Origin of the sequence: Allopontixanthobacter confluentis, assembly GCF_009827615.1 — a bacterium.
Taxonomy (GTDB): Bacteria; Pseudomonadota; Alphaproteobacteria; order Sphingomonadales; family Sphingomonadaceae; genus Allopontixanthobacter; species Allopontixanthobacter confluentis.
Genome location: NZ_WTYU01000001.1, coordinates 523,610 through 547,881, shown reverse-complemented (window position 1 = coordinate 547,881; position 24,272 = coordinate 523,610). Strand labels below are relative to the sequence as shown.

Genomic DNA, 24,272 nt, shown 5'->3' with positions numbered 1-24,272 from the left:
CCTCTCAGATAAGGCTTGTAGCCCAATTGATCTTTCTGATCATTGTGTTGATTGGAGCTTTAGGTTGGGGCGCGGGACCGGAACGTTCGCTCGCGGGCATTTTAATTGGCCTGGGGTTAGCTGACCACATTTATCATGCCGTCACCGGCGTCGGCTTCCAAATTTCCGGCATAGATGTGGGACATGCAATATTGGACAGTATCGCCCTTCTTGGTGCGTTAGCTGTGGCGCTTCAGGCAAACCGGACATACACCTTATGGTTCGCCTCGTTTCAACTAATAGCCTTGTTGGGTCATCTGGGTCGAGAACTTGTCACCGGAGCAGGGCAAATTGTCTACGCAGTCACGACGATAGCACCATCATATTTTCAGATAGGATTGCTCGCATTGGGGACTCTGATGCACGTACGGCGGAAGCGTCGTATCGGCAAGTACAAGTCGTGGCGGAATTGCTCGCCCCAGTCTCTGGATTAGACGCTCCAAAGATAGCTGCTCAATTGATTGCTCATTTTGGAAGCATTAATCGTGCTGTATCAGCATCAGTGGAGCAATTGCGACAAGTTTTACCCGCAGACGCGCAAGTGGCCGCGCTTTTGCACGCCGCACGTGATCTAATGGAAACTGCGTTGCGCGAAGAAGCAGTGGGCAGACCAGTCTCCAGCTGCGATCCTGCTCTGCTTCGATACCTTCGTTGGCAGTTTTCTGGGCTTCGCGATGAACGGCTGCACGGTATTTTCCTGGACTCAAGCTCTCGCTATCTGGCTGACGAAACTTTGGCGATCGGACGAGCAGGAGCAGTCGAGTTTAAGGCTAGGACGGTCGTATCACGAGCAATTGCGCTCGAGGCAGACCGCATAATTCTTGCTCACAATCATATTTCTGGCGACTGTCGTCCCAGTAAACAGGACTTAGCCGCAACCAAGTCTCTTTCGTCCATTGTTCAGACGCTCGAAATTGAACTAGTCGACCATCTTATCATAACAGCTTCGGGAGCCTATAGCTTGGCGGCAGGGCGAAAGTTATGATTCTTGAATCGATGAGCACAAGCGAAGTGCTCAAATACATAGCCAAAATTTTGCTGAAACTTGCCGAAAGGATTGAAATGTCTGACGGCAGTCGGGTTAGCGCTCCAAGCAAACGACGCGCCAACGAACTAGTGCTTAGCGAACGCTCCCTGCCTTTGCTTACGTCAGTCGCGAGGGACGAATACAGCGCCCGGCGCGAGCGGAGTCGGCATCTGGACGCCTCCTTGTTTGGTGAAATGAGCTGGGACATTCTTTTGGACCTTTTCATCCATCATGGATCAGGAAAGAGGGTATCAGTTACCAGTGCCTGTATCGCCAGTGCCGGACCTAGCACCACTGCACTCAGGCATCTGACCCTACTTAAAGAAGCAGGTCTGATTTCACGTGATGTTTCGAAAGCCGACAAACGGGTTGCGTATGTTGAATTGACCGAAAAAGGCGTTCAGGATATGGCTTCGTACTTGACAGTCCGGGCGGGTACCCGGCCAATCTATGACCATATATCGAGTGATAAGAGTTTCATGTTTGATCATAAAGAGGCTTCCTTATGAAAGTCGAAGCGGCGGTTATTTCTATTATCCTTTTAATATCTTGGGCCAACGGCCTCATGATATTTTTTTCGTAAGTTATGCTGAATTGGCCCTAAGCCTCTCAGCCGCGTCTCACTTCAAAACATTTGGCATCGGCCCCTCCGCAAACTTTGAATAGCTGAGGCTTAGCTCAGAATAACAGGACCTTGGTCGGCTTGTGCAAATGGGAGAATATGATGCGCAGGGTGAGGTTCGTAACGAATAGAAGAACCATCATTGATGCGAACGCTAGCCCGATAATCAAATAGACATCGTCGACGAAACCGGCGTAAGGCGCTCTGAATAGCCCCTAAATTTCTGGACGCCTTCTTTCCTACTTTTGAGGTAAGGAGACGAATTTGAGCAGAGTAAATTTCAGCTGTGAGTTCAAGCGGGATGCGGTGGCTCAGATCACGGAGCGAGGCTATCCGGTTGCGGAGGTTTCGCAGCGCATGGGGGTCAGCCAGCCCTCGCTGTATGCTTGGAAGAAGAAGGTCCCTCGGCCTGCTGGCGGCGATGATAAGGATGCCGAGATCCGGCGATTGAAGCGCGATCTTGTCAGGGTCACCGAGGAGCGCGAGATTTTAAAAAAGCCACCGGGTTTTTCGCCAGAGATCCCAAGTGAGATACCCGTTCATTGCCGAGCTTCGTGATCATTTCGGGGTTCGGGCGATGTGCCGCTGCTTGGCTGTGCAGCCCAGCGGTTGCTATGCATGGCGAAAGGCCCCGCTGAATCAGCGCGCCCGGGAAGATGCCCGTCAGACCCAGCAGATCCGGCAAGCCTGGAATGACGGCAACAAGGTTTATGGCTACCGCAAGTTGCACGATGATCTGCTCGATCAGGGCGAGACGTGCTGTCCGAGCCGCTTAGCACGGCTGACGCGAATAGCTGGCATCAAGGCGCAGATTGGCTACAAAAGCCGATCGGGTAGCTATGGCGTCAAGCCATCCGTGGCCATCGACAACACGCTGGCTCGGCAGTTCGATGTCGCCGCGCCAGGCAAGGCCTGGGTGACGGACGTAACCTACATCCGCACGATGGAGGGCTTTGCCTACCTCGCGGTCGTACTCGATCTCTACTCAAGCCTTGTGGTGGGTTGGCCGATGCGAAGCCGCCGGCCTACAGACTTGGTCCTGCAGGCTCTCCATATAGCCGTCTGTCGGCGCAACCCGAAGCATCGGGTCCTGATCCACTTGGACCAAGGCTCGCAGTTCACCAGCATGGACTGGGCTGCGTTCACCAGAGCCCACAATTTTGAGCACTCAATGAGCCGACGAGGCAACTGTCACGATAACGCCGTGGTCGAGAGCTTCTTCAACCAACTCAAGCGCGAGCGCATCCGAAGGCGCACATACAAAACACGCGGGGGAGCCCGGCAGGACGTGTTCGATTACATCGTAATGTTCTATAACACGGTGCGCAAGCATGTCAGGAACGGGATGCTGTCGCCCGTCGAGTTCGAACGACAGCAGGCAACGAGACAGCAAGGCGTCTAGAAAACTAGGCGCTATTCAATAAGCTTCAGCGCTGGTTGCGATTGGCATCTCCCATCTAACAGATTGAAGACATAGCCATGCCAAGGGCATCGGATTGAGCCGTCAATAACTCTGGCTTTGTCCAGCAGTCCAAGCCAACGCGGACAAACGGCGGAATGCGCTGTCCCCCGTCAGCGTTCAATAGACAGATTGGCTGCATGAAATAAGTGAGTGTTTTGGGTTCGTTGCAGTGACTGTAAGGAACGGAAATGAACGCAAAACACTCAAAGGCACCCGCAGAGCGGGTAGTCAAAGACATCCGCCGGGCGACCCGCAAGCAATACAGTGCGGAAGAGAAGATCCGGATCGTGCTGGAAGGCCTGCGCGGTGAAGATAGCATCGCTGAGCTGTGCCGCCGTGAAGGCATTGCGCAGGGCGTGTATTACAAATGGTCAAAGGACTTCATGGAAGCCGGAAAGCGCCGGCTTGCCGGGGATACGGCGCGCAGCGCCAATACCGATGAAGTGCGCGAATTGCGCCGTGAAGCCCGCGACCTGAAGGAAGTGGTGGCCGAGCAGACACTCGAGATGCGTCTGCTCAAAAAAAGCATGATCGGGGATGGGGGAGGCGAAGAATGAGATATCCTGCCTCAGAAAAGCTCGAGATCATCCGCATCGTTGAACGCTCGCATCTGCCCGCGAAGCAGACGCTGGATAGGCTGGGCATCGCCCGCCCTACCTTCTACCGCTGGTATGATCTGTATCAGCGGTTCGGCGAAGACTCGCTGGAAGATCGGCGCCCTGGACCGCGCCGGGCATGGAACCGGATCCCCGACAAAGTGCAGGCACAGGTACTGGAAATGGCGCTGGAACGCTGCGAGCTGAGCCCCAGGGAACTGGCGGTGACGTTCACCGATGAGCGCCGTTACTTCGTGTCCGAGGCCAGCGTTTACCGCCTGCTCAAGGCCCATGATCTGATTACCAGTCCGAACTTCATCGTGATGAAGGCGGCCAGCGAGTTCAAGGACAAGACGACAGCGCCCAACCAGCTGTGGCAGACGGACTTTACCTATCTGAAGATCATTGGCTGGGGCTGGTATTATCTATCGACGATCCTCGACGATTACTCGCGCTACATCATTGCGTGGAAGCTGTGCACGACCATGCGGGCCGAAGATGTAACCGATACGCTGGAACTGGCCCTGGCGGCTTCTGGCTGTGACCAGGCTCATGTGGTGCACAAACCGCGCCTGCTGTCTGACAATGGGCCCAGCTATGTTGCTGGCGAACTGGCGGACTATCTGGCGGAAAAGGATATGCGCCACGTTCGCGGCGCGCCGTTCCATCCGCAGACGCAGGGTAAGATCGAGCGCTGGCACCAGACGCTCAAGAACCGCATCCTGCTGGAAAACTACTTCCTTCCCGGCGATCTGGAAGCGCAGGTCGAGGCGTTCGTCAAACATTACAATCATCAACGCTATCACGAGAGCCTGAAGAACGTCACGCCCGCCGATGCCTACTTCGGCCGGGCGGAAACCATCATCAAACAGCGAGAAAGGATCAAGCGAAAAACCATAGAACATCGGCGCTTGCAACACCGCAAGCTTGCCGCATAATATCAACCAACAGATGATCCCAAACACTCACCTGTTTTAAACGGCCAACAGTCTCAAATTATCTGACGACGGACAATTTTTTGGTTCTGGGCATCCCCTCACCCTTCCCTTAGCGCCTCACCCGTCTATCAAGTGCATTTGCTCTAACAGCGCCAACCGGACTGTTTTCCCATTCAAAACGTCTGGCTGGAGAATTCGTGTCAGATTTTTGTTGACCATTTTTTAAGCTGCCTGCTCGCAACCTAACCTGGTCAAGCGATTGCCGAGCCGCAGTAACTTGGTTCGGCACCCATTTTGTGCGGCGCCAAATAAAAACCCTTGTCCTTGTAGGCAACCCATTTGAAGTAGCAATTTCCGCTGCTCGACCTTTTCAATGCCTTCGGCGATTACACCAATATTTAGATTAAGCGCCATAGATATGAGAGCTTGGACAATGAGCCGATCTTGATGGTTGCTACAAATTGAGGCAACGAAGCTGCGATCAATTTTCACCTTATCAATTGGGAAATCTCGCAGATGGGACAAGGACGAAAATCCCGTACCAAAATCGTCCAAAGCAATCTGAATGCCGCCACCTTTTAAATCTTGCAATACCTTCTGTACCGTCGTGCGATCATTTGCCATCAACATAGTTTCGGTAACTTCTAAAGTTACCAGGCTTGGACGCACGTTGTTGTTCTCCAGGGCTTTCAGAAATTTTTGCGCAAAATCGCGGCTGATCAAGTCAGCTTCTGTAGCATTTATGCTGATAAACTTGAGATTTGGTTGCGCGAGCCTTAGCTCATCAAAGTCCTCCGCGATTAATGATAGCATCCTCTCGCCGATCTCGCGTGACAAAATTGGGTCGAGGATCGCTGGCAGTACTTGAGTGGCGGTCATCTGATGGCCACTACGGGTAGTTAGACGCATGAGAGCCTCCAGGCCGACAAGCTGGTTATTTCTCAGGTCGACAATAGGCTGATAGCCTGGGAAAATACGGTTTTCATCAAGTGCGCTGCGGACTTGTCCTATTGCTTTATGGCGCAGATCATTAGTCAGCTCAAAGGACTTATCATAAATATGCACTCGGCCAGGTTCTCTGGCCTTGCCATGATAAAGCGCCAAATCAGCCCTTCGGATAAGCTCTTTAGGTGACTTATTTTCGTCAGCGCAAGCCAGCCCGCACGTACCACTTATCATTATTTTATGGCCGGAGAATTCGGTTTGCTTGCAAATCTCAGCAAGTATAACCTCACCAACTTGCTGGGCCTCAGCAATTGAGGCCCCCTGACGGATGATAATAGCAAACTCGTCTCCTCCCCAGCGCGCTACCGTCGTATCTAATGGCACAGCCCGGGAGATTCGGTCGCCAATTTCCTCTAACACGACATCTCCGACCAAATGGCCAAAAATGTCGTTTACGTCTTTAAAACCATCAAGGTCGACGAGTAAGAGGAAAAGGTCTTCTGGCGCTTCTTTCATCGCCCGCACTCGCGCCTGAAGAACTCTATCGAAAGCGTGGCGGTTAAATAAATTGGTTAAACTGTCAAAATCAGCAGCGCGTTTTAATGCAAGTTGCGCATGGTAAGAGTCCGATATGTCATGAATAACTCCCACTATTCGCGCAGGTAAAAAATCATCCGCTGGCAGGTATTCCCCTACAGTTCTTACACGCACTGACCCACCATCAGCCGCACGAAGATTTGCCTCGAATTTAAAAGGTTCAGATTTTTCCATCGCGTTGGATACCGCTTTTTCGACGGCAGGCCGATCTTCGGGCTCATAGAAATTTATGGCATTCGATAAATCGATATCACTGTCCGGCTCTAAGCCGTGGATGGCATAAACTTGCGCTGACCAGGTCAGTTTATTCGAATCAACTTCGAGCTCCCAAGAACCGACTCTAGCGACCCGCTCAGCTTGGTTAAAAATTCGATTCGAATTCTTTAATGATTCTTTCTTAATCGCCAAGTCGTGGGTTAATTGTTCGGCCTGATGGCTTTTGGCATGCAACTCAAGCAGATCCTCCACTATTCGCGCTATGCCTTCTAGCACTATAAGTTGCGAAGGAGCGAACCAGTCTGGGCGTTGATCGACAACGCAGACCGTCCCAATTATTACCTGATTTGGACCTCGAACTGGGCAGCCCATGTATGATTGAATTCCGCCCTCGCATGCAACCAGTGGATTATTTGAAAATCGTTCATCACTAGCGAGCCGCGGCACCACCAGGCTACATCCTGTAGATATTGGATAATTGCAAATTGCCACATCGCGAGGCACCTCAATTAGATCGACCCCGCAGGTCGAAAGGTACCACTGTCGCTCTGCATCCATGAAAGATATAAGTGACACTGAGCTGTGAAAAAGCTCCACGCATAGTTCGGTGATCTGATCAAACATTCTTTGACGTGGTGAATCTAGGATTTGCAAAGCATACAGTGCCTGCAAACGTGCATTCTCGCACCCAATCATCGTTTGCATCGAATTTACCCTCGTTTACACAAGTCTGTAGCCTGCGAAGAAAGTCTTCCAATGCCCAAAATGCCTAATGCGGGCAAACACGTATAGCATTGTTTTTGCATAATTTTATTTGACGAATTTCTGGTTTTCGGTGACGTTTGCGTGAGCGTGGCTCAACTGAGAGCCAGAAAAACTCTCGTTATTTCCGAAATTATCTATGAGCGCGGACTTTGGCTCTTAATTATCCGAGAACCCAAAACTCGGCACAAAAATGCGGGATCAATCCAAAGACGTTTAAGCAATTTGAAATAATTTAAAGCCGGTCACGCGAAAGTTTTTTATAAAATCGAGCAAACTTATGAATTAATTCAGTTTATTTGATCTTTCAATCAGAATGTATTTCAGACAAAGCTTACCAATGATGCTACTGCGACGGCATATGGCGTAGGTTCGGTGAAACTCGGCAAGTAGGGTCGTGCGACGATGTCCAATCAACCTAAAGAGGTCGATCTGAATTTAGGCTAGCGCTGGTTCGGCCGAAAGATCAGATCAATATTATCGAGCCAGCCCCCACGCTTAACTAGAGTGTCGCAACGAAAAGCCATCATCGCTTCAGTTTTTCCGAAAGTCAGATGCACAAGACTTAGTGATTGAGACTTTGGATACTGCCTTCGGGCTGCATCGTCTGCGTCAAGGCTAGCTGTCACATTACAATCGCGACAACCCTCAGGTCCTTACTATTTTCGGAAGAAATGCAGACCTCCCGCTCGTGGCTACAAAAAAGCTGAAAGCTCGATTTCTTCGGTAAGGCTTTGGTTAAGACTTCTTCAATGCCTGAAATCCGAGGTCGGTTGGCAGCATAACAGGCGAACACTGCGCCCGCCTAACGCTGCCTTTTTCCGCAACGTAAATCATCTCTAAGCCACACAACGCAGCCATTCAAATTAGCGCGGCATAAACTCGCTTAAATGATAGGCCGAGGCTCGGCAAAGCGATTGGTGGCAGGCAAGAAAACAATGCAAGACACTGTTTTTTATATGATTTTTAAAGGATTGACGCAAGCTTGTACCATGGGATATGCAAAATAAAGAAAGTTTTATGGGCATGGAGTGCGGCGGGCAATAACAGACTTTTCGGATGCTACAAAAAAACAGCTTAGCGTGGCGCAGGAAGTTTTGTTGATAGCCCGAATAACTCGCCTGCGATTTTTGACATCAGAAAATGCGAGGCCTGAGGACAGAAGTTATGATGGAGAATCACTTCCACATTGCCCGCCAATTGAGAATCCTTTCGTCAAATTTGCTTGAACGCGCAGCAATTCATGCTCGCCAGTTCCATTTGGGTGTAACTGAGGTCAGAGCGATCGAGCAATTGTTTGTTTCACGAAAAATGACAGCAAAAGAACTTGGACTTAGCCTATCATTAACAAGCGGCTCGGTGACTGCGTTAATCAACCGACTAGTCGACAAGGGCCTAGCCGAGAAAATTGCCGACCCTCATGACAAACGCAAAGTGAATATTATCCTTCGAGCTGACCAAATTAACAGACTTAGTATCCCATACTTGCTTTATGTTCCAGAATTTTTGAGGAAACTCAAAAAGTATAGCAAAGACGAGCAAGAAATCGTCATCCGATTTCTGGAAGATTATGTCGAAGCATCGATACAAGCAACACAAAAAATTTCTGACCAACTGGATAACAATCGATCAGCAAATAACCGCAGATAGCAGGACGCGTCCTCATAATTACTTATTGCGCTGATTTTTCGGCATGTTGCTAATAATTATTTGCTGGACCGTGCCACACAACTCCAATAAAATTTGTTGAATATCCACGTTATTTTTAAGAACAATCTTGACAGTGAAGCTAAATTCTTGAATTGAAGAGATGGCCTACCGAGTTTCTCAGACTAGGTATTTCACGGTAGTTGAGCCGAGGGTATCTTAACGATCGGGTCGCTAGATCGACCCTTTAGAAGCGTACAATAGGGTATAAACAAATGAGCTCGATGCCACGTGAACTCACACATCATTCGTGGTATAATTCGGTGGGTGATCTTTTGGAGCGGTGCTCAGTGGCTCAGGTAGAAGATGGTACTCACCTGGCCAAATCGCTGTTCATGGTTGTTGCACAAGCGCCCGCCGTTGTTCGAGATTATCTCGATATCTGTCCAGATAGCTTGCAGTTTCAAGAGCTTGTCGAACTAGGCGCCTTGGAAAGCGCGATCTTGCGCATTTACGGTCCAAACGTGGGCTTCATGATGAGCAGAAATGCAGAAGGAGAAGCAATCGCGACCATCGCTTGCCTTGGTGCTGAGGAAGATGAGATCGCCTTCGCATCGTCTTTACCGATCGCTATGATTTCCGCAATGTGCCAAATGTTTCGCAAACATTTCAGCGAACCTGACGCGAGCCCACTAACATCTAGGCGCGTGCGTACCCACTAAATTAAATCTGCCTCTAACTTTAACCGGATTGCTTTCGAGGAATGGTCCAATTTAAGCTTGTTGATTGCATTCGCCCTGTGAATTTCGACTGTTCGATGGCTGATACCCATAATCTTGCCAATGTGCTTGTTCGTAAATCCGTCTGCAAGCCCGGCAATTACCTCGTTCTCCCTTAAGCTCAGAACTTGAAGTTTTTGCTTTGCAGAAACTGCCCGCATCCGAATTTTTTGAGAGTTTGCCAACACGCCAAGGCGAGATTGTGTGCGGTCTAGCAGTTCTATGGCCTTAAATGGCCAAGCAACAAAATCAATAGCACCTGCAAGCATGGTTTCAGTGACGCGATTGAGGTCAATTTTGTCCGAAAATGCTATTACCGGGTTAGCACAGCCCTGCCTGGCTAGCTCTTCCATAATCTCTATCGCAGAGTAGGACCCATCATCTGCAGCGAGGATACAAGTTGAAGTTGGGGGAGCTTGAGTAAACTCTTTCAGATCGTCGTAAGGGTCGCAAAAAACCCCAACAGCTTCCATCGCCATGGATATCTTAGCCTTGCGACGATAGTCTTGATCAATGAGCGCGACCTTGGAAAAAATCATCAAACGACCCTTTCATTTGCTTAGATTATTTGTAGCACTTATAAGGGGTTATACCCATTCAGATTTGTTTACTAGTCATTAAGTAATACCACCTACCCGGTGTGTGACGGCGCCTTTTGCAATTTGCAGATTGTCAGGTTGGCAAAAATGATACCATGGTCCGCTTACCTGCATCAGGATGGCTAACTCTGTCAGACTTGCACCGGTTTGGCGCCGGTCATTTGAAGGTGTTCCCCGTCAGCACCTATGGCACAAAATTGAGGTTTGTCCGTCGTCAGAACATTTGGCACAACTTGCTGCGTAAATTAGCGGTGTATCGGCCTCGTCTGGTTGGTTGATATTAGGCGGCTAGCCTGCGGTGTTGCAAGCGCCGATGTTCGATGGTCTTTCGTTTGATCCTTTCTCGCTGCTTGATGATGGTTTCCGCTCTGCCGAAGTAGGCGTCGGCAGGCGTCACATTGCTCAGGCTTTCGTAGTAACGCTGGTGGTTATAGTGTTCGACGAACGCTTCGATCTGGACCTCGAGATCGCCGGGCAGGAAAAAATTTTCAGCAGGATGCGGTTCTTCAAGGTTTGATGCCAGCGTTCGATCTTACCCTGGGTCTGAGGATGGAACGGAGCGCCGCGAACGTGGCTCATGCGCTGCGCTTCAATGTATTCCGCCAGTTCTCCAGCGATGTAGCTGGGGCCGTTGTCGGACAGCAGGCGTGGTTTGTGCAGCACATGGGCCTGATCACAGCCTGAGGCTTCCAGCGCAATATCCAGCGTGTCGGTCACGTCCCCGCCCCGCATCGTGCTGCACAGGTTGGGCCTCGCCCGTCTGCGAATCCCAGGCGATGATGTAGCGCGAGTAATCATCCAGCACCGTGGACAGATACATCCAGCCCCAGCCGATGATCTTGAAGTAGGTGAAGTCTGTCTGCCACATCTCGTTTACCCGGGTGGTCTGGGTATGGAACCGGTCCGCGGCCTTGATCACCACATAGGCTGGGCTGGTGATCAGATCATGGGCCTTGAGCAGGCGGTAAACCGTGGCTTCCGACGCTGATTCGAAGCGAAGCGAAGAAGGGCGCTTGCGGCCAACTAGCGCTTCTCGTCGGTGAACCGCACAGCCAGCTCACGCGGGCTTAGCTCTGACTGCTCCAGCGCCAGTTCGATGATCTGGTCATGGATGTGTGCCGGGATACGGTTCCATACCCTGCTGGGAGCTGAGGGCCGATCCTCCAGCGCTTACGGTCCGCCCTCCAGATAGTGGTCATACCAGCGGTAGAAGGTCCGGCGCGCGATGCCGCGCTGGTCCAGCGTCTTGCGGGCAGGCAGATGCGACTGCTCGACGATGCGGATGATCTCCAGCTTCTCGGATGCAGGATACCTCATGCGCCTTCTTCCCCATCCGCGATCAAGCTTTTTTTGAGCAGACGGTTCTCCAGCGTCAGGTCCGCAACGCATTCCTTCATATCCCGAGACTCCCGTCGCAAGTCCTTCACTTCGTCACTGGTGGCAGCATGGGCTGTATCACCGGCGAGCCGGCGTTTGTCGGCCTCCATGAACTCGTAGACCTTTGGTCGCCTTTGGCCCCGACCAGGTGTAATACAGGCTCTGGGCAATGCCTTCCTTGAGGCACAGCTCTGCAATGCTGTCATCGCCCCGCAGGCCTTCCAGAACGATCCTGATCTTGTCTTCGGCGGAGAAGTGGCGCCGGGTTGCGCGGCGGATGTCTTTTACTACCCGTTCAGCACTCGCTTTGGGTTTTGAGGATTTGGCTCTCATCTTCGTTCCTTCGTCACTACGACGAGACCCAAATCCTCCTTAAATCACAACCTCAATTTTGTGCCATAGGTGCTGACGGGGAACAATCTTGGGGGTATTTCGCCTATTTGCCTAATGCTTGGAAGATGCCAGTGTAGCCCGAAACAAAATGACAGCTACCCACCCTAGTTTTTGCCGTTCAGAAGCGCTTTGTATTTCATGAAAAGCAGCCTGTCGGCTTATCGCGGGTTTTCGATAAAATCAGACCAGTAGGAACCGACCCAGAAGCGGACATTAAGCAAAGCTCATTCCTGAGCATCCTTTGCACCTGCTAGAGGTTTTTTTGGGTTTGCTCCAAAAAGCTCTACGCCCCTATTCAAACAAACTGACGTGCACAGCAACCGTAAGCCGATGAGCCGGTCCTCGCCAATTACGTTCAAACGTCGTATTTCTAGTCGGCAGCTCGCCGGCTTGACCCTTTCAACAGTTCGCGCAGATCTGCGCGATGGTTCTACCTAAGATTGAGGGCCGAAGCCGACCCGAGGCACCGCTGCCCAGCTGGTATCTTTCTTGAAATGGCGCATGATCCCGGCCAGGCGAAAAATAAGATTAATTTGCCGATAGCCGAAATTCTCCACCACCGAAGCAGCGCCGATGCGCAGCAGATCACGTGCGGACGGCGTACGGCGCAATTGCATTTCCTCAAGCGCAAGGGTGCCGATACTCAAGCCTGTTCCAAACAGGACTGTGACGCAGAGGAATAGCAGCGCGGCAAGCGGATCCATCACGCCCAGGAAAAGAGCGACCGGTATGACCATATAGCCAAACAGTTCGGCAGGGGGGCCAACAACATCCTCGATCACCAGTTGCACCATGGAGAGCAGACCAATCCGGCCATAGCGCGGATTACCGATCATCTTACGATGACGAATAAGTGTTTCCAAGGAGCCCTGCTGCCATCGCGAGCGTTGGCTGCGAAGACCGGATAGGGTCGTTGGCGCTTCGGTCCAGCAGACAATTTCAGGGACAAAACCGATGGCATATTCCCGCTTCTGTTCGCGCATGTGGCGGTGAATGCGGACAATTAGCTCCAAGTCTTCCCCTACAGTGTCATGCCGATAACCGCCAATCTCAATGAGCGTGGAACGCCGGAACATGCCAAATGCGCCTGAAATTAGAAGCAATGTGTTATTGCTGGCATTTGCGACGCGGGCAGTCAGGAACGCGCGTAGATATTCTACGATCTGGAACCGCGGCAGCCATGCGCTGGAAACGCCGACCTTACGGAGCGCTCCCCCTCGTATTTCGCAGCCATTTGCGATCCGGATGGCCCCGCCGACAGCCACCATTTTCCCTGTGTCATACATGAACGGCTCGGCAGCGCGCAGCAGTCCATCTCGTTCGATGATGGAGTCAGCATCAATTACGCACACCAATGGGGTGCGGGCAAAACCAATGCCCGCATTTACAGCGTCTGCCTTGCGCCCGTTTTCCTTGTCGATCACAATCAGATTAGGATGACTGCGAGAGCGATAAGTGGCGATAATTCTCGTCTTTTGCAACGCAGCAAGCTGCGCCCGGTCGGAAGGAACACAGTCAAACGCATCAATCAGCTTGCCTATCGTATTGTCACTTGACCCGTCATTCACGACGATGACTTCATGCTCTGGATATTCCAAGGCGAGGAGCGCCCGAATGGAATCCACAATCGATAGTTCCTCGTTAAAGGCAGGTGCGATAACGGTGACTGGCAAAGTGAGATCACTGTATCTGTGCCAAAGGTCGACCGAGAATTGCGATGGTTTTACCCGCGTGGCAAAATCATATGCGGCCATAATCAATTGCACCACGCTAACAGCGTTTCGGAAAACCACGACCACAAGGCAACCATATGCCAAAAGCATGACTGCGTGAGCGGCCAAAAAGAATGCTGTCTCGCTAGTCATACAGATGTCGCAATTCGGCGCATATCGGGAGCTAGTTGATCCAGTGCTTCACCAGCCCGCAACCGAACCCAAAACTCGGGATCGCTCGTCAGTCTATGTATCATTGGAACAGCTTCGACCAACCCTAGCGAAGCGCAGCTATTAATTGCCTGTGTTCGCACATTCGGATTGCAATCGTCCAATGCGCGAATAACCCATTCACTAACACTAGGATGCCCCAGCTTTGCTGCTGCCCTGAGAGCAGAGCACTGAACGTCGACATCATTGAAATACGCTGCCTGTTCCAACATCGGCAAAACCGACATATCAGCAGACCAGCCAAGGGCGTCGATAATGGCAGCACGGCGTGAAGACGGCATGGTTTCGTCAAGCATATCATGTAGCTGGGCAGCATGGTCCGGCGCCATAGCGCGCAACATCGCTACATCCATGCTGGTCGGCGTTCGCGACTGCATGCCGAGCATTGCAATCGTCTCACGAGGTGGCGGCAATTTGCCAAATTGGGCCAAGGCAAATGCGGCGTTGAGGCGCACGATATTGTGGCCATCATCGGCGAGCATCTGGGTCAGGCGCTGTTCTGCAAGTGCGCCGCCGAATTGCTGCAATATGCGAACAGCGTCGATACGGCGCGCCGGGCGCCTAGCGTGTGACAAACGCAAAGTACCCTCAAGCAGACCATCTTGTTCGGCCAATTGGACGAGAATTTCACGCTCCCCGCCGCGCAAAAGCAGTAAAAGATGGCTCACAGCATTCATGCAATCGGCCGGTTTCCACTGCGCGCCCTTGGTGTCGGCGGAAAAGCCCTGAACCCGTTGCAAATACGAACGGGTTATGGCTGTTTGCCGAGCTTTGCTAATCGGCTCCCCGCGTTCGGTATAAAATCGGCGTAAGACCAGCGCCGCAAAAGCCACTGCCATGGCCACGCTCGACCAGATACAGAAATGGATGATAGCGCTGTAACCGTTCATCGGTTGTCGAACCTAAATTCTAGACCCAGATTTACAGAACGGTTGCGATAGCTTTTTTGGCGCGTTTCTTGTGCCGCGGCAATTCGAAGCCGCAAATGCCGGTCGACAGCCCATGCCGCGCCTACGGAGTAGGCCTGGAGCGTCTGTGTAACCCCGGCTTCGGTGTCAGGATAACGGGCCGCACCGACAAAGAAGGCTCCATCATCTAAAGTCTCATAATCCAGCCGCACTGCCCCCCCTGCACGGTAACGGCCATCACTGCTGAACAGATTGATCATTCGCCCACCAGCGCTAAGACGAGGCGCCACGCGATAGGTCACACCCGGCTCGATTGCCGTAAAAACGCCGCTGCCAAAATGGGCGAGCCGCAAATCGAGTGAGCCCTGAAGGTTTCGAGAAAGCAGCGCGTCGGCGCCTGCTGCAATGCGCCAGTCATCGCGGAAACTGGCGTCCGGGGTGATGCCTGCGGCAATATAATAGGTGCCGGTTTGCATTCGCGTGGTTGCTCGAGCTGAAAACCGCACATCAGTTTGCTCGCGCCGCTCGGCATCCAGTTCAGCGACCACAACCGTCCCGCTGCGCTTGCCATATGACGCCGCGATGACGGCATGTTCCCATTGCGCAGCGCGACCCGATGCAAACTTCAGATCTGCTAAGCCGGCGGCTACCGAAACTGAAAGCAAGCTCGCGTTGCCGCTGCCCTGGGATTGGAGCCGGGATTGGCGCAGGAAGGCCGTGTCGAAATCGGCAAGGCCAGGATAGGACGCGTCAATCGAGCGGACCGCGTCTGCCTGCGTTATCGCGGCTTGGATTTCGCCCTTCCATAACAAGATATTGGCTCGGGCGATTTGCAAATCGAGGTTGGCTGGCTCAATTGCCAGCGCCTGTTCAATTGATTGCTGCGCTTGCGCCATCTTTCCCTGCGCAGCCTGATTACGCGCAGCAATCCGCAAATCTTCTGCAGAAACCGCTTCCTGCGCAAAAGCTGCTGGGATCGTGGGGCTAACGACGCTGCTGGCCAGAACTATTCCAGCACAAAGAACGCTAATTCGATGGTTCAGCAAAGCCGCCCCTCCGTTTTAGCTGTACTGTGATGCGCGTCAGCAATTCTTGCGGGATGAAAGGCTTTGTAAGATAATCGCTCGCTCCCGCAGCCAATGCGGAAACAATGTCGTTCTCACCCTTCCGGGCGGAGAGAAACAGAACAGGAATGTTGACCATATCGCTTTGCTGGGACAAAGCTGTCAACACCTCCATGCCGGACAGGACCGGCATCATGGAATCCAGCACAATCAGATCAGGCTTCGCATGGCCAACCATCTGAAGGGCCTCTTCGCCGTCCGCGGCAGCCGTGACCGTGTGGCCCGCAGAACGCAGTCGGTGGGCAATCATGTCGACGAGAATGTCGTCGTCGTCTGCGATCAAAATATTGGCCATAAGAGATCCTTGGCAATCTAATCCTGATGACTACCCCCGACATGGTTAACAAATTGGTATCATGTTGTGGGTAAGAGCCATTTCAGGATGTCGGCGCGACACTGTCCGGCACGCTGCGAGTGGCCTCATGATTTCAAAATTTTTACTTGGTGATCACCATGCCGGTGCTGCCCAGTTGCGGGTCAACGTCTCCAGATTGCTGCTCGCAGCGCTTTTCTTTGCAGTCGGCAACTGGTTGAGCTTCAAGCTCTTCAGTTATGACGGCCGGCTGGCAGCGATCTTTGGCGTTAACGCGATCATCATAGGCGTCTGCTGCAATCATATCGACCGGCGCACGGTCTGGCTGGTGGTTTCCTGTTTTGCCGGCAATGTGCTGTCCAATCTCGTGATTGGAGATGCGGCGCTGACTGCCATAATGCTAGCCTGTGGCAATGCCTTGGAAATTTCGCTCGTCATCGTGGCAATTCGGAAGTTTTGTGGGCCGCAACCGGATATTTCGGAATATCGCGATCTTGGCGTCTTGGTGCTCGCTGGTGTGATGATTCCGCCGTTGTGCGGTTTGATCGCAGGATTTGCGCTCGCCGCGCCAGGATCATTCTTCAATCCGGCGGCATGGTGGCAATGGTGCGCTGCTCACGGGCTGCTTATACCTATTCTGTCGCCGGCAACTTTAATCATGATGGGTTGGTGGCGCGACCGGCGTCTGCCGCGCGTTGGCGAGATTTTTGAATGGTGCGTGGTCAGTGCAGCAGTAATTTTGGTGGCGACGCTGATATTTGCCCAGAGCAGCTTTCCATTGCTGTTTCTTGCTTTTCCTGTCGTGCTGCTCGCAGCTTTTCGTGGGGGTTTGCCGGGGGCTGCGATGGCAGTAGCCACTTTCGCTACGTTCGCCACAGTCGCCACCTATCACAACATGGGTCCCATAGCGTTAGTGCAGGGAGACATGCGAGCTCGCTTGATCGTGCTTCAGCTGTTTTTGGGATCGGCCTTTTCGGTCGGGATTCCCGTCGTGGCGGTGCTATCCAACAGAGAGCGTATTCGCCAAGAGTTGCGTGAGGCCAAGAATTCTGCCGAAAAGGCAGTAGCTGCCAAATCAGAGTTTCTGGCTAACATGAGCCACGAAATCCGCACACCAATGAATGGTGTCATCGGATTCACCGAATTACTGCTGGCGGGCAACCTTGCTTCAGGCCAACGCGACCATGTCGAAATGATCGCCGAATCAGGCCGCACAATGATGCGGTTGCTTAACGATATTCTCGACATGGCCAAGATCGAGGCGGGTCAAGTCACTATTCAGCGTGAACCAGTCAATGTTCGGCACCGCATAGCCAGCAGCTTCCGGCTGATGGAAGGGGTCGCGCAAGCCAAAGGGCTGCAGATGCTTCTGACTGTGGAAGACAAGATCCCAGCCTGGATTGAAGCAGACCTTTTGCGTTTACGGCAAGTCGTTCTCAATCTGGTCGCAAACGCTGTAAAATTTACTTCCTGTGGTTCGATCGTGGTGCGGGTCTGTACTGAAGAAGCTGAGGCCGGGCCATTGCTGTGTGTGCACGTCACTGACACAGGTATCGGCATTCCCAGTGACCAAATCAGCAACATCTTTGGCCATTTTGCGCAAGCCGATGCTTCAACCGCGCGGCAGTACGGGGGAACCGGGCTGGGATTGTCCATCAGCAACCAGCTTGCCGAAATGATGGGCGGAACGTTGACATGCGAAAGCGAATTGGGTGTGGGCTCGACATTCTCTCTCCGAATTCCATTGTTACCAAGCGAAGGTATTGTCGAGCAAGTGAACCCTTTGGCTGACCGTGATGCGGCAGATTCCTCGGACAACATCGTAGGCGCCCATATTTTGGTCGCAGAAGACCACGATATCAATCAGGCCCTGATCAAGGCCATGCTGACCCAGATTGGCAGCACGTTCGGCATTGCCTCAAACGGTCTTGAAGCAATTGAGATGGTCACCGATGCCAAACAAAACGGTGTGCCGTACGATCTTGTGCTGATGGATGTGCAGATGCCGTTCATGGATGGTCTGGCAGCCACTCGTCGCCTGCGTCAGGATGGTCACGACCCTAAAACTCTGCCCGTCATTGCTCTCACCGCAAATGCATATGCTGACGATATCGCGGATTGCCAGGCAGCAGGGATGCAGGGCCATCTGGCCAAGCCAGTCCGGAGCCGTGATTTAGCGCAGGCAGTGTCCCGCTGGGTTCCCCGTAAAAGTAGCAAGTCAGCCGTCATCGAGCCCGAGATTGACGCTGGACTGGAAGCCAGATTTTCTGCTCGCAAGGCAGACACTGCCGCAGCTATCGCGATGGCTTTGCGGCAAGGCAAGTTTGACCGGGACAGTTTCGCTGAATTGGCGAAACTGCTTCATAAGATATCGGGCACTGCAGAATATTTCGGGCAAGCCAGTCTCGGCGCGAAAAGTGACGAGTGGATTCATGGGTTGCAGTTAGCCGATGCAAAAACGGGCAAGGCAATCCTCGAGGAGGCCTTGAAGTCGCTTTCAGCATGACAGCACAGCGCGCTGTGGCCTTACCATATCTTGGGCTGAAGCAAGGTCAGTAAAGCTCGCCTGCGTATCCGTCGCTGCGAACAAAACTCGATAGCCTCTTCCAAATTTTTTTCCGAGCGCCAGCTGCGCATCTGGTTTTGCCGTCCCAACCGCTTGCAGTTTGCCCGCGCAAACAGATTAGCAGCACGATCCCAATAGGGACATTTTTGCTCGATCATTCGTCTTTTGACAAAGGCGATCGCATGGCGACTTTGGGTTGTCATCAACGCAATATCACAAGTCCTGTAAACAGCAGTAGCGTTGCTCTAAATTTTTTCGCTACTTGTAACGGCCACTTGCCGACACAGCTCATCTGTGGGCAATATATCCGATTTACCCGGCCAAATTGTACGTCCAACAAGACGTATTAAGTAACTGTTTTCAATGAAAAAACTTGGTGTTAGAAAAACATTCAGCTGCTAGGCAGTCCACGATCGGACCATTCAGATTTTAGGGATTCCCCAAACCTAGACGATCTTTATTTGCTCGTCAGGCGCGAATTAAATGCATCCAATGCAAATTTAATTGCCAAAACGTTGCATCCAAATGCAGGGTTTGTTCGTAAGGTTTGTACAACAAAACAAGGGCTCGCGCCATTTCTACACCGATAAATTGCCCATCGAACGCATTGAATACGAGGTCAGGCGATGACTATCGTTATCAGGCGACGCGTCCTCTAACCGTTTTCGGATTGGCGCTGGGCGCTGCTGCGGGTGCTGTGGTCTTGGTCGGCGCTACTTGGGCAGGGCTTGAGCAAGCCAGCGAGGAAAGAAGACTGGCGCCACCGCCTGACCTGAAAGGCGTGGTCCAATCTTCCGCTGATGGCAGTCGCGCGCTTTTAGAAAATGTCACCAACGATATTGGCGACAGGCGGCGGAAAGATAGCGACACGAATTAGTCCACCAACGGCAGAAGATCGTGCGCAATCTATTGAATTTTTAAATTGCCTGAAATGCGCCCACTGCGACCAGAGCCTTAGCTCCGAAGATCGCCAAAACGAGTAACGCATCAATTGATCTATCAATTATATGATCGTGCATGGCGGATCCTTTCTCCGGCTTAATGCACTTAGAGTTCTACCAATCCCCTCACAGTCATCCTTATCCCAGCGTTAACAACGAAAAGTCGAGGCAGGGCTGAAGCGGCTTCAAATTACGTGCAATCACTGCTGCCCAACGGCGAATGTCGAGCCGATGGCACCTTCATTACGTAAACAAGAGATTAGAAAATGGTTGCTAATGCACACCCATATGGAGGTCCGATACCTGAAAACTATTGGCGCAATAGGGAACGCCGAAAGAAACTGCGTTTTGCAATAGCCATGCTCTTTGCATTAGCTTGGGTCGTCTTGAGCATTTGGCTGTCGATGCCTTGGCTGGCAGATCTGGGAGCCCTGACCCATCCGATCCTTGCTTTGGTCGTTCTTACTTTCATCGCCTATGTGCCCGGCTTTATGAATGCTTTTCTGTTGGTCAGCCTGGTGCTGCGCCCGGATGCCCAACGCCGCACCCCGCAACATTGGCCATCCATAAGTGTGCTTGTCGCGGCTTATAATGAGGAAGAGCTGATCGGAGACACTCTGCTCAGTCTCTCTGCTCTGGAATATCCGGGCGAGCTAGAAATTATCGTTCTCGATGATGGCTCACAAGATGGAACCACTGCCGTGGTGCAGTCTTGCGAAAGTCTTTTCGCAGCCCTGCCCTCCAGGATCTTGCGGCCGGTCCGTCGCGAGCAGAACAGCGGCAAAGCGGGTGTGCTCAACCATGGTCTTGAGCTGGCAAGCCATGAACTGGTCGTCACGATCGACGCAGATACCCTGCTGGAACCGGGATGCCTTACCGCGATGATCGAACGGCTTGAGGCCAGCCCACCCGGTACAGTGGCGATTGCTGGTACCGTGCTAGTTGGCAACGCATTTAAAAGCTGGATTACAAAAGCCCAGCAGTGGGATTATTTCCACGGAATTGCTGCGGTAAAACGTATGCAAGGGATGTATGATGGCACCCTAGTCGCGCAAGGTGCATTCAGCCTTTATCAGCGATCTGCACTTCTTGAAGTCGGCGGATGGCCAGATATGGTGGGCGAAGACATCGTGCTGACCTGGGATCTTCTCAATCGCGACTACTGTGTCGGCCATGCCGAAGATGCCATTGCTTGGACCATGGCGCCGACAACATTTCGCGAACTAGCGCAGCAGAGAAAGCGCTGGGCACGCGGCATGATCGAAGCGTTGGCTCTGCACGGAAGCCTGCTTAAGAAAAGGCGGCTATCAACCATGTTTATCTGGTGGAACCTGTTGTTTGTGAGCATCGACCTTGCTTTTACCCTGGCCTTTATACCGGGCATAATTTTGGCATTATTCGGAATTTTCTGGCTGGCCGGCCCGGTCACCTTACTCGTGCTGCCGATTGCAGCGCTCTGGAACCTGGTCATTTACCGCATCCAGATGCGAATGCTGAAGCGGCAAAACATCCGGATGAAGCGCAGTGTCTGGGGCTTCGTATTGTTTGCATTTGTTTACCCGCTTTTGATGCAGCCAGTGTCTGTGTGGGGATATTTCGCCGAATTTACAGGAGGCAAAAAGCAGTGGAATTCGTGAATTTCAAATGTGCATTCACTATCGTTGCGGCAGCAGGCTTGGTTTACTCAGACACATTGGAGGCGCAGGAAAACGAGCAGAGTTACGTGCACCCAGCGGTGGGAACAGAAGTGTTCTTCTCGACAGATCGTGACCAGACTGAAGTAATCCGCGTGGCCGCTGATTTCGACTTGCGAAATATCGACGAGAACGATCGGCTAGGAGTACGGTTCGAGAAAGCTTGGTACAGACCAGTTGGGCAAGACACGCAGGATCGTGAACGGATTTTTGTGCTATACGGGAATGAAGCCGGTGGCTGGCAATTGCGTGCGCGGGTCGGCACGGACATGCACACAGCTATCGGCGCAATTTCTGCGAATGACACATCCGCCTACCGAAAAGAGGTATTTGTGGAGCGTGATATTGTCGAAACCCCGATGGGCCTGGATGAGACTCCGATTTATTCAACCTTCGGAGGAGCGGCAATCGACCTTCCGCTGAACGACCGCAATATAATCAATCTGCTGGCTGGTTATCAGATTTTTACTGGCAAAAACGAGCGCATCCACTTGCGTGGCACCTATGTGCATGTGGTGAAACCTGAACTTGGATTATCCGCCCAGTTGCGGGCACGATATTTTCATTCGAGCGTGCCTGCCGAGTTCGACTATTACTCTCCCGGATATTACGCCCAGGTGCTTCCTATTGTGCAGATGCGCCGGTTTACAAAGGAAGGGTGGATGCTTCAAGCCGCAGGAGGGATCGGTTTGCAACGGGATTCCAATCGCAGCTGGAACCAGTCGACCTTTGCGCAACTGCGGATAGAAAGCCCGGTGCGTTCCTCCGGCTTTTCCCTAAATGGTGAGCTTACTTACACTGACACACCGTCAGACAATTCCGAAATCAGCCCAGCCTACAATTATTTTCAAGCTAAAATCGGAATTGTCAGGCGCTTTTAATATCTTTTCTTATTTTTCGACAGGACCTGCGGGTGAAGCACGAATCTCCTGAATTTGTTTGCAAATGATTTACTAGGGTCAAGGGTATGAAGGGCTTTCGAACACGTAGTGCCAAAGACACTGGCTTGCTCAGGGTGACGTGGCCCCCAGACTTTCTCCATATGGGATTACAACCGAGCCGCCGAATGCATGAACGTGATTGAAAGAAGGTCCGCTTCCCAGCCTTCGAGATCCAATACAAAGAGTTTCGAATGTCCGACGAAGCGGTCACTCAAAAACCGGTTTCTAAATTCACGAAGGAATGGCGGGCTCAACGGTTTGCCGTGCAATAGAAGACGTTCCGGTTCATCCAATAAAGCAGTCATGCACAATCCAGTATTCAAATCGATCGACGAACAGCTGCTGAGGCAAATTGGCGTTGTAAAGGAGCCAGCTAGGATCGTCCGACGAAGCAGTCATATGAGCACCGAATTTGCGCGATCCGATTAATCAGCATCTTAACGATTTTGGCCATCCAAAGCACACTTTAAAAAATAGCTCAAATAGGGCCGAAGTCGAAAATTTAAGCAATGAGTGACAGTAGGTCGCTTCTATATTTGATGTCCAAACAGACCGACGAAAGTAGCGCCATGATGCGTTCGAAAGTGGCGCCACAAACTTTCAGATATCCAGATCCTGCTGGATCCTTTTGACAGTCTTGGAATCAACGCGCAGCGCTTTAGCAGTAGACCGCAACGAACGATTTTGGTGTTTAGCTTTTTTGAGAAATGATATGACCATCGGTCCAAACTCCCTGAACCTGGGCTCACCGATCGTCCCATCAACTTGTTGCGTTCGGCTGTAGCTGTAGCCGCATTCGCAGCGAAAATGTGCATGCACCTTACCGCGGTCGCGAATGAGTTTTAGGTGGACCACCGTTCGCTGCCCGAAATGACTGGCCAGCGGATTCTCGCAAACCCATGGTGGCTCTCCGAAGGGTCTTAAGACCGCTGGCGCAGCGGCCACCGCCAGCTGAAAGACGAGATGGCGCGCCGGCGCATGCAGACTTCGCTTGTTCCTGACGAAATCTATGAGCCAGCTGTTTCCCGTATCACTGCGAAAGCTCAGCCCCGGAATCTGATCAAGTGCATCGCCCCAATATTGTGCGGTGATCGCAACCAGCTCCTGGTGGCGAACATGATCGGTACCCTTAAGCAGACCGCGCCGGGCGAGATCGCGCCGGTATCCCTGCCAGATCTGCCGCTCCGACCGCGGCTTCGGAGGGACCTGCAAGAGCCTACGGCTAGCTCTCGCAAAGCCCACAAGCAAAGCCGTTGACTGCGGGCTCACCCTCGCTGAAGTCAGCAAAGGTGCGCTGTCAGGACAATTGGCTTCGTCCGGACAGACAAGCCGGTGGCGATCTGAAGCGCAAACCCGAAACACAGTCCGGCGGAGAACCGATCCATGATCAGGCCATACCGCGACACCGGGCAGCTGGTGAGTTCGCAGCCACCACTGCTCCCCTCGCTCAACCAGCATTTGCTTGAGGCATTGAGGGCAGAACTGCAGCGTGTCCGGGAGCGGCACCTTGCTGGTGGACAGCCCGAGAGAAAACTGCAGCGAGGCCCCTCGGCTCAACATTTGCGCGGCCGCCTTGGCGCGGACCTCTGCGCTCGCAAAGGCGGTAAAATAGGGCAGCGCCGTTTGATCGCGGATCAGGCGCGTGAGATCATCCTCGGACCATCCAAACCTCAGTGCCAGGTCAGCGAGACCGCACGGAAGGTGGCACAGCGACACGTAATGCCGGCGACCTGACAGCGCGCGAGCAAATGCCGCATAATTCGGGCTGCCGAGATAGCGGTAGAGCCGCGCCAGCAGACTGTAGAAGGTCTCGTCGGGATAGGGCTCGGGAAACCAGTCCACG

The 24,272-nt window shown here is 52.5% G+C and carries 17 protein-coding genes and 2 pseudogenes; 10 read left to right on the top strand and 9 right to left on the bottom strand.

The window, feature by feature from the left end:
• Positions 1-26 precede the first annotated feature (26 nt).
• The 4 genes from GRI44_RS02525 to GRI44_RS02510 all read left to right on the top strand — a co-directional run bounded on the left by GRI44_RS02525 (position 27) and on the right by GRI44_RS02510 (position 3,090).
• The gene (locus GRI44_RS02525) at positions 27-473 is read left to right on the top strand and encodes a hypothetical protein (protein ID WP_160599885.1); all 447 of its coding nucleotides are present in this window, start codon (positions 27-29) and stop codon (positions 471-473) included.
• Positions 440-1,024: a JAB domain-containing protein gene (locus GRI44_RS02520; protein WP_160599884.1), complete on the top strand. Its 585-nt coding sequence runs from the start codon at positions 440-442 to the stop codon at positions 1,022-1,024. Before GRI44_RS02525 ends, GRI44_RS02520 begins: the two co-directional genes overlap by 34 nt.
• Positions 1,021-1,575, top strand: a complete 555-nt coding sequence (locus GRI44_RS02515) for a helix-turn-helix domain-containing protein (protein WP_160599883.1) — start codon at positions 1,021-1,023, stop codon at positions 1,573-1,575. Before GRI44_RS02520 ends, GRI44_RS02515 begins: the two co-directional genes overlap by 4 nt.
• A 377-nt stretch (positions 1,576-1,952) precedes the next feature.
• Positions 1,953-3,090, top strand: a protein-coding gene (locus GRI44_RS02510) for an IS3 family transposase (protein ID WP_160599882.1) whose coding sequence is annotated in 2 segments (ribosomal slippage) — positions 1,953-2,191 and positions 2,190-3,090 — 1,140 coding nt in all. Because the reading frame shifts where the segments join, the coding sequence is not laid out codon by codon here.
• A gap of 11 nt (positions 3,091-3,101) precedes the next feature.
• Here GRI44_RS02510 and GRI44_RS14170 read toward each other — a convergent pair.
• Positions 3,102-3,239 (bottom strand): annotated as a pseudogene (locus tag GRI44_RS14170) (Rieske 2Fe-2S domain-containing protein); the annotation flags it as partial.
• Positions 3,240-3,338: 99 nt separating this feature from the next.
• Here GRI44_RS14170 and GRI44_RS02500 point away from each other — a divergent pair.
• Positions 3,339-4,684 (top strand): IS3 family transposase gene (locus GRI44_RS02500; protein WP_408609182.1). Its coding sequence is split into 2 segments (ribosomal slippage): positions 3,339-3,669 and positions 3,669-4,684, totalling 1,347 coding nucleotides; the frame shifts between segments, so codons are not numbered across the junction.
• A 222-nt stretch (positions 4,685-4,906) separates the two neighbouring features.
• Here GRI44_RS02500 and GRI44_RS02495 read toward each other — a convergent pair.
• Complete coding sequence (locus GRI44_RS02495) at positions 4,907-7,066, bottom strand: sensor domain-containing phosphodiesterase (RefSeq protein ID WP_160599880.1); 2,160 nt, start codon at positions 7,064-7,066, stop codon at positions 4,907-4,909.
• Positions 7,067-8,371: 1,305 nt separating this feature from the next.
• On the opposite strand from GRI44_RS02495, the gene GRI44_RS02490 reads away from it, so the two are divergent.
• Entirely contained in the window at positions 8,372-8,854 is a 483-nt protein-coding gene (locus GRI44_RS02490) for a MarR family winged helix-turn-helix transcriptional regulator (RefSeq protein WP_160599879.1), read from the top strand.
• A 347-nt stretch (positions 8,855-9,201) separates the two neighbouring features.
• Positions 9,202-9,573: a hypothetical protein gene (locus tag GRI44_RS02485; RefSeq protein WP_160599878.1), complete on the top strand. Its 372-nt coding sequence runs from the start codon at positions 9,202-9,204 to the stop codon at positions 9,571-9,573.
• On the opposite strand, the gene GRI44_RS02480 is transcribed toward GRI44_RS02485, so the two are convergent.
• From GRI44_RS02480 to GRI44_RS02455, 6 genes and pseudogenes are all read right to left on the bottom strand, one after another.
• Positions 9,570-10,169 (bottom strand): response regulator transcription factor, encoded by a 600-nt coding sequence (locus GRI44_RS02480; protein ID WP_160599877.1) that lies wholly within the window; start codon positions 10,167-10,169, stop codon positions 9,570-9,572. The genes GRI44_RS02485 and GRI44_RS02480 overlap by 4 nt on opposite strands.
• Before the next feature lie 340 nt (positions 10,170-10,509).
• Positions 10,510-11,939: pseudogene (locus GRI44_RS02475) on the bottom strand (IS3 family transposase).
• 494 nt (positions 11,940-12,433) lie between these two features.
• Positions 12,434-13,753 carry a glycosyltransferase family 2 protein gene (locus GRI44_RS02470; protein ID WP_232842952.1) on the bottom strand — a complete coding sequence of 440 codons (1,320 nt, stop codon included), beginning with the start codon at positions 13,751-13,753 and terminating at the stop codon, positions 12,434-12,436.
• 107 nt (positions 13,754-13,860) lie between these two features.
• Positions 13,861-14,832 carry a HEAT repeat domain-containing protein gene (locus tag GRI44_RS02465; protein WP_160599875.1) on the bottom strand — a complete coding sequence of 324 codons (972 nt, stop codon included), beginning with the start codon at positions 14,830-14,832 and terminating at the stop codon, positions 13,861-13,863.
• Positions 14,829-15,746, bottom strand: a complete 918-nt coding sequence (locus GRI44_RS02460) for a YaiO family outer membrane beta-barrel protein (RefSeq protein ID WP_160599874.1) — start codon at positions 15,744-15,746, stop codon at positions 14,829-14,831. Before GRI44_RS02460 ends, GRI44_RS02465 begins: the two co-directional genes overlap by 4 nt.
• A 130-nt stretch (positions 15,747-15,876) precedes the next feature.
• Positions 15,877-16,269 carry a response regulator transcription factor gene (locus tag GRI44_RS02455; protein ID WP_160599873.1) on the bottom strand — a complete coding sequence of 131 codons (393 nt, stop codon included), beginning with the start codon at positions 16,267-16,269 and terminating at the stop codon, positions 15,877-15,879.
• 127 nt (positions 16,270-16,396) lie between these two features.
• Here GRI44_RS02455 and GRI44_RS02450 point away from each other — a divergent pair, with 127 nt between their 5' ends.
• The 3 genes from GRI44_RS02450 to GRI44_RS02440 all read left to right on the top strand — a co-directional run bounded on the left by GRI44_RS02450 (position 16,397) and on the right by GRI44_RS02440 (position 22,369).
• Entirely contained in the window at positions 16,397-18,793 is a 2,397-nt protein-coding gene (locus GRI44_RS02450; protein ID WP_160599872.1) for an ATP-binding protein, read from the top strand.
• 1,387 nt (positions 18,794-20,180) lie between these two features.
• Positions 20,181-21,431 carry a glycosyltransferase gene (locus GRI44_RS02445; protein ID WP_202386117.1) on the top strand — a complete coding sequence of 417 codons (1,251 nt, stop codon included), beginning with the start codon at positions 20,181-20,183 and terminating at the stop codon, positions 21,429-21,431.
• The gene (locus GRI44_RS02440; RefSeq protein ID WP_160599870.1) at positions 21,419-22,369 is read left to right on the top strand and encodes a hypothetical protein; all 951 of its coding nucleotides are present in this window, start codon (positions 21,419-21,421) and stop codon (positions 22,367-22,369) included. The genes GRI44_RS02445 and GRI44_RS02440 overlap by 13 nt, the downstream gene beginning before the upstream one ends.
• 660 nt (positions 22,370-23,029) lie before the next feature.
• On the opposite strand, the gene GRI44_RS02435 is transcribed toward GRI44_RS02440, so the two are convergent.
• Positions 23,030-24,271 (bottom strand): TnsD family Tn7-like transposition protein, encoded by a 1,242-nt coding sequence (locus GRI44_RS02435; RefSeq protein WP_160599869.1) that lies wholly within the window; start codon positions 24,269-24,271, stop codon positions 23,030-23,032.
• Position 24,272: the final 1 nt, after the last annotated feature.

Excerpts from the sequence above, each read along its gene's own strand:
- GRI44_RS02480 (WP_160599877.1), bottom strand. The coding sequence starts at position 10,169 with ATGATTTTTTCCAAGGTCGCGCTCATTGATCAAGACTATCGTCGCAAG.
- GRI44_RS02465 (WP_160599875.1), bottom strand. The coding sequence starts at position 14,832 with ATGAACGGTTACAGCGCTATCATCCATTTCTGTATCTGGTCGAGCGTG.
- GRI44_RS02490 (WP_160599879.1), top strand. The coding sequence starts at position 8,372 with ATGATGGAGAATCACTTCCACATTGCCCGCCAATTGAGAATCCTTTCG.
- GRI44_RS02455 (WP_160599873.1), bottom strand. The coding sequence starts at position 16,269 with ATGGCCAATATTTTGATCGCAGACGACGACGACATTCTCGTCGACATG.
- GRI44_RS02515 (WP_160599883.1), top strand. The coding sequence starts at position 1,021 with ATGATTCTTGAATCGATGAGCACAAGCGAAGTGCTCAAATACATAGCC.
- GRI44_RS02495 (WP_160599880.1), bottom strand. The coding sequence starts at position 7,066 with ATGTTTGATCAGATCACCGAACTATGCGTGGAGCTTTTTCACAGCTCA.
- GRI44_RS02450 (WP_160599872.1), top strand. The coding sequence starts at position 16,397 with ATGATTTCAAAATTTTTACTTGGTGATCACCATGCCGGTGCTGCCCAG.
- GRI44_RS02460 (WP_160599874.1), bottom strand. The coding sequence starts at position 15,746 with ATGGCGCAAGCGCAGCAATCAATTGAACAGGCGCTGGCAATTGAGCCA.
- GRI44_RS02470 (WP_232842952.1), bottom strand. The coding sequence starts at position 13,753 with ATGGCCGCATATGATTTTGCCACGCGGGTAAAACCATCGCAATTCTCG.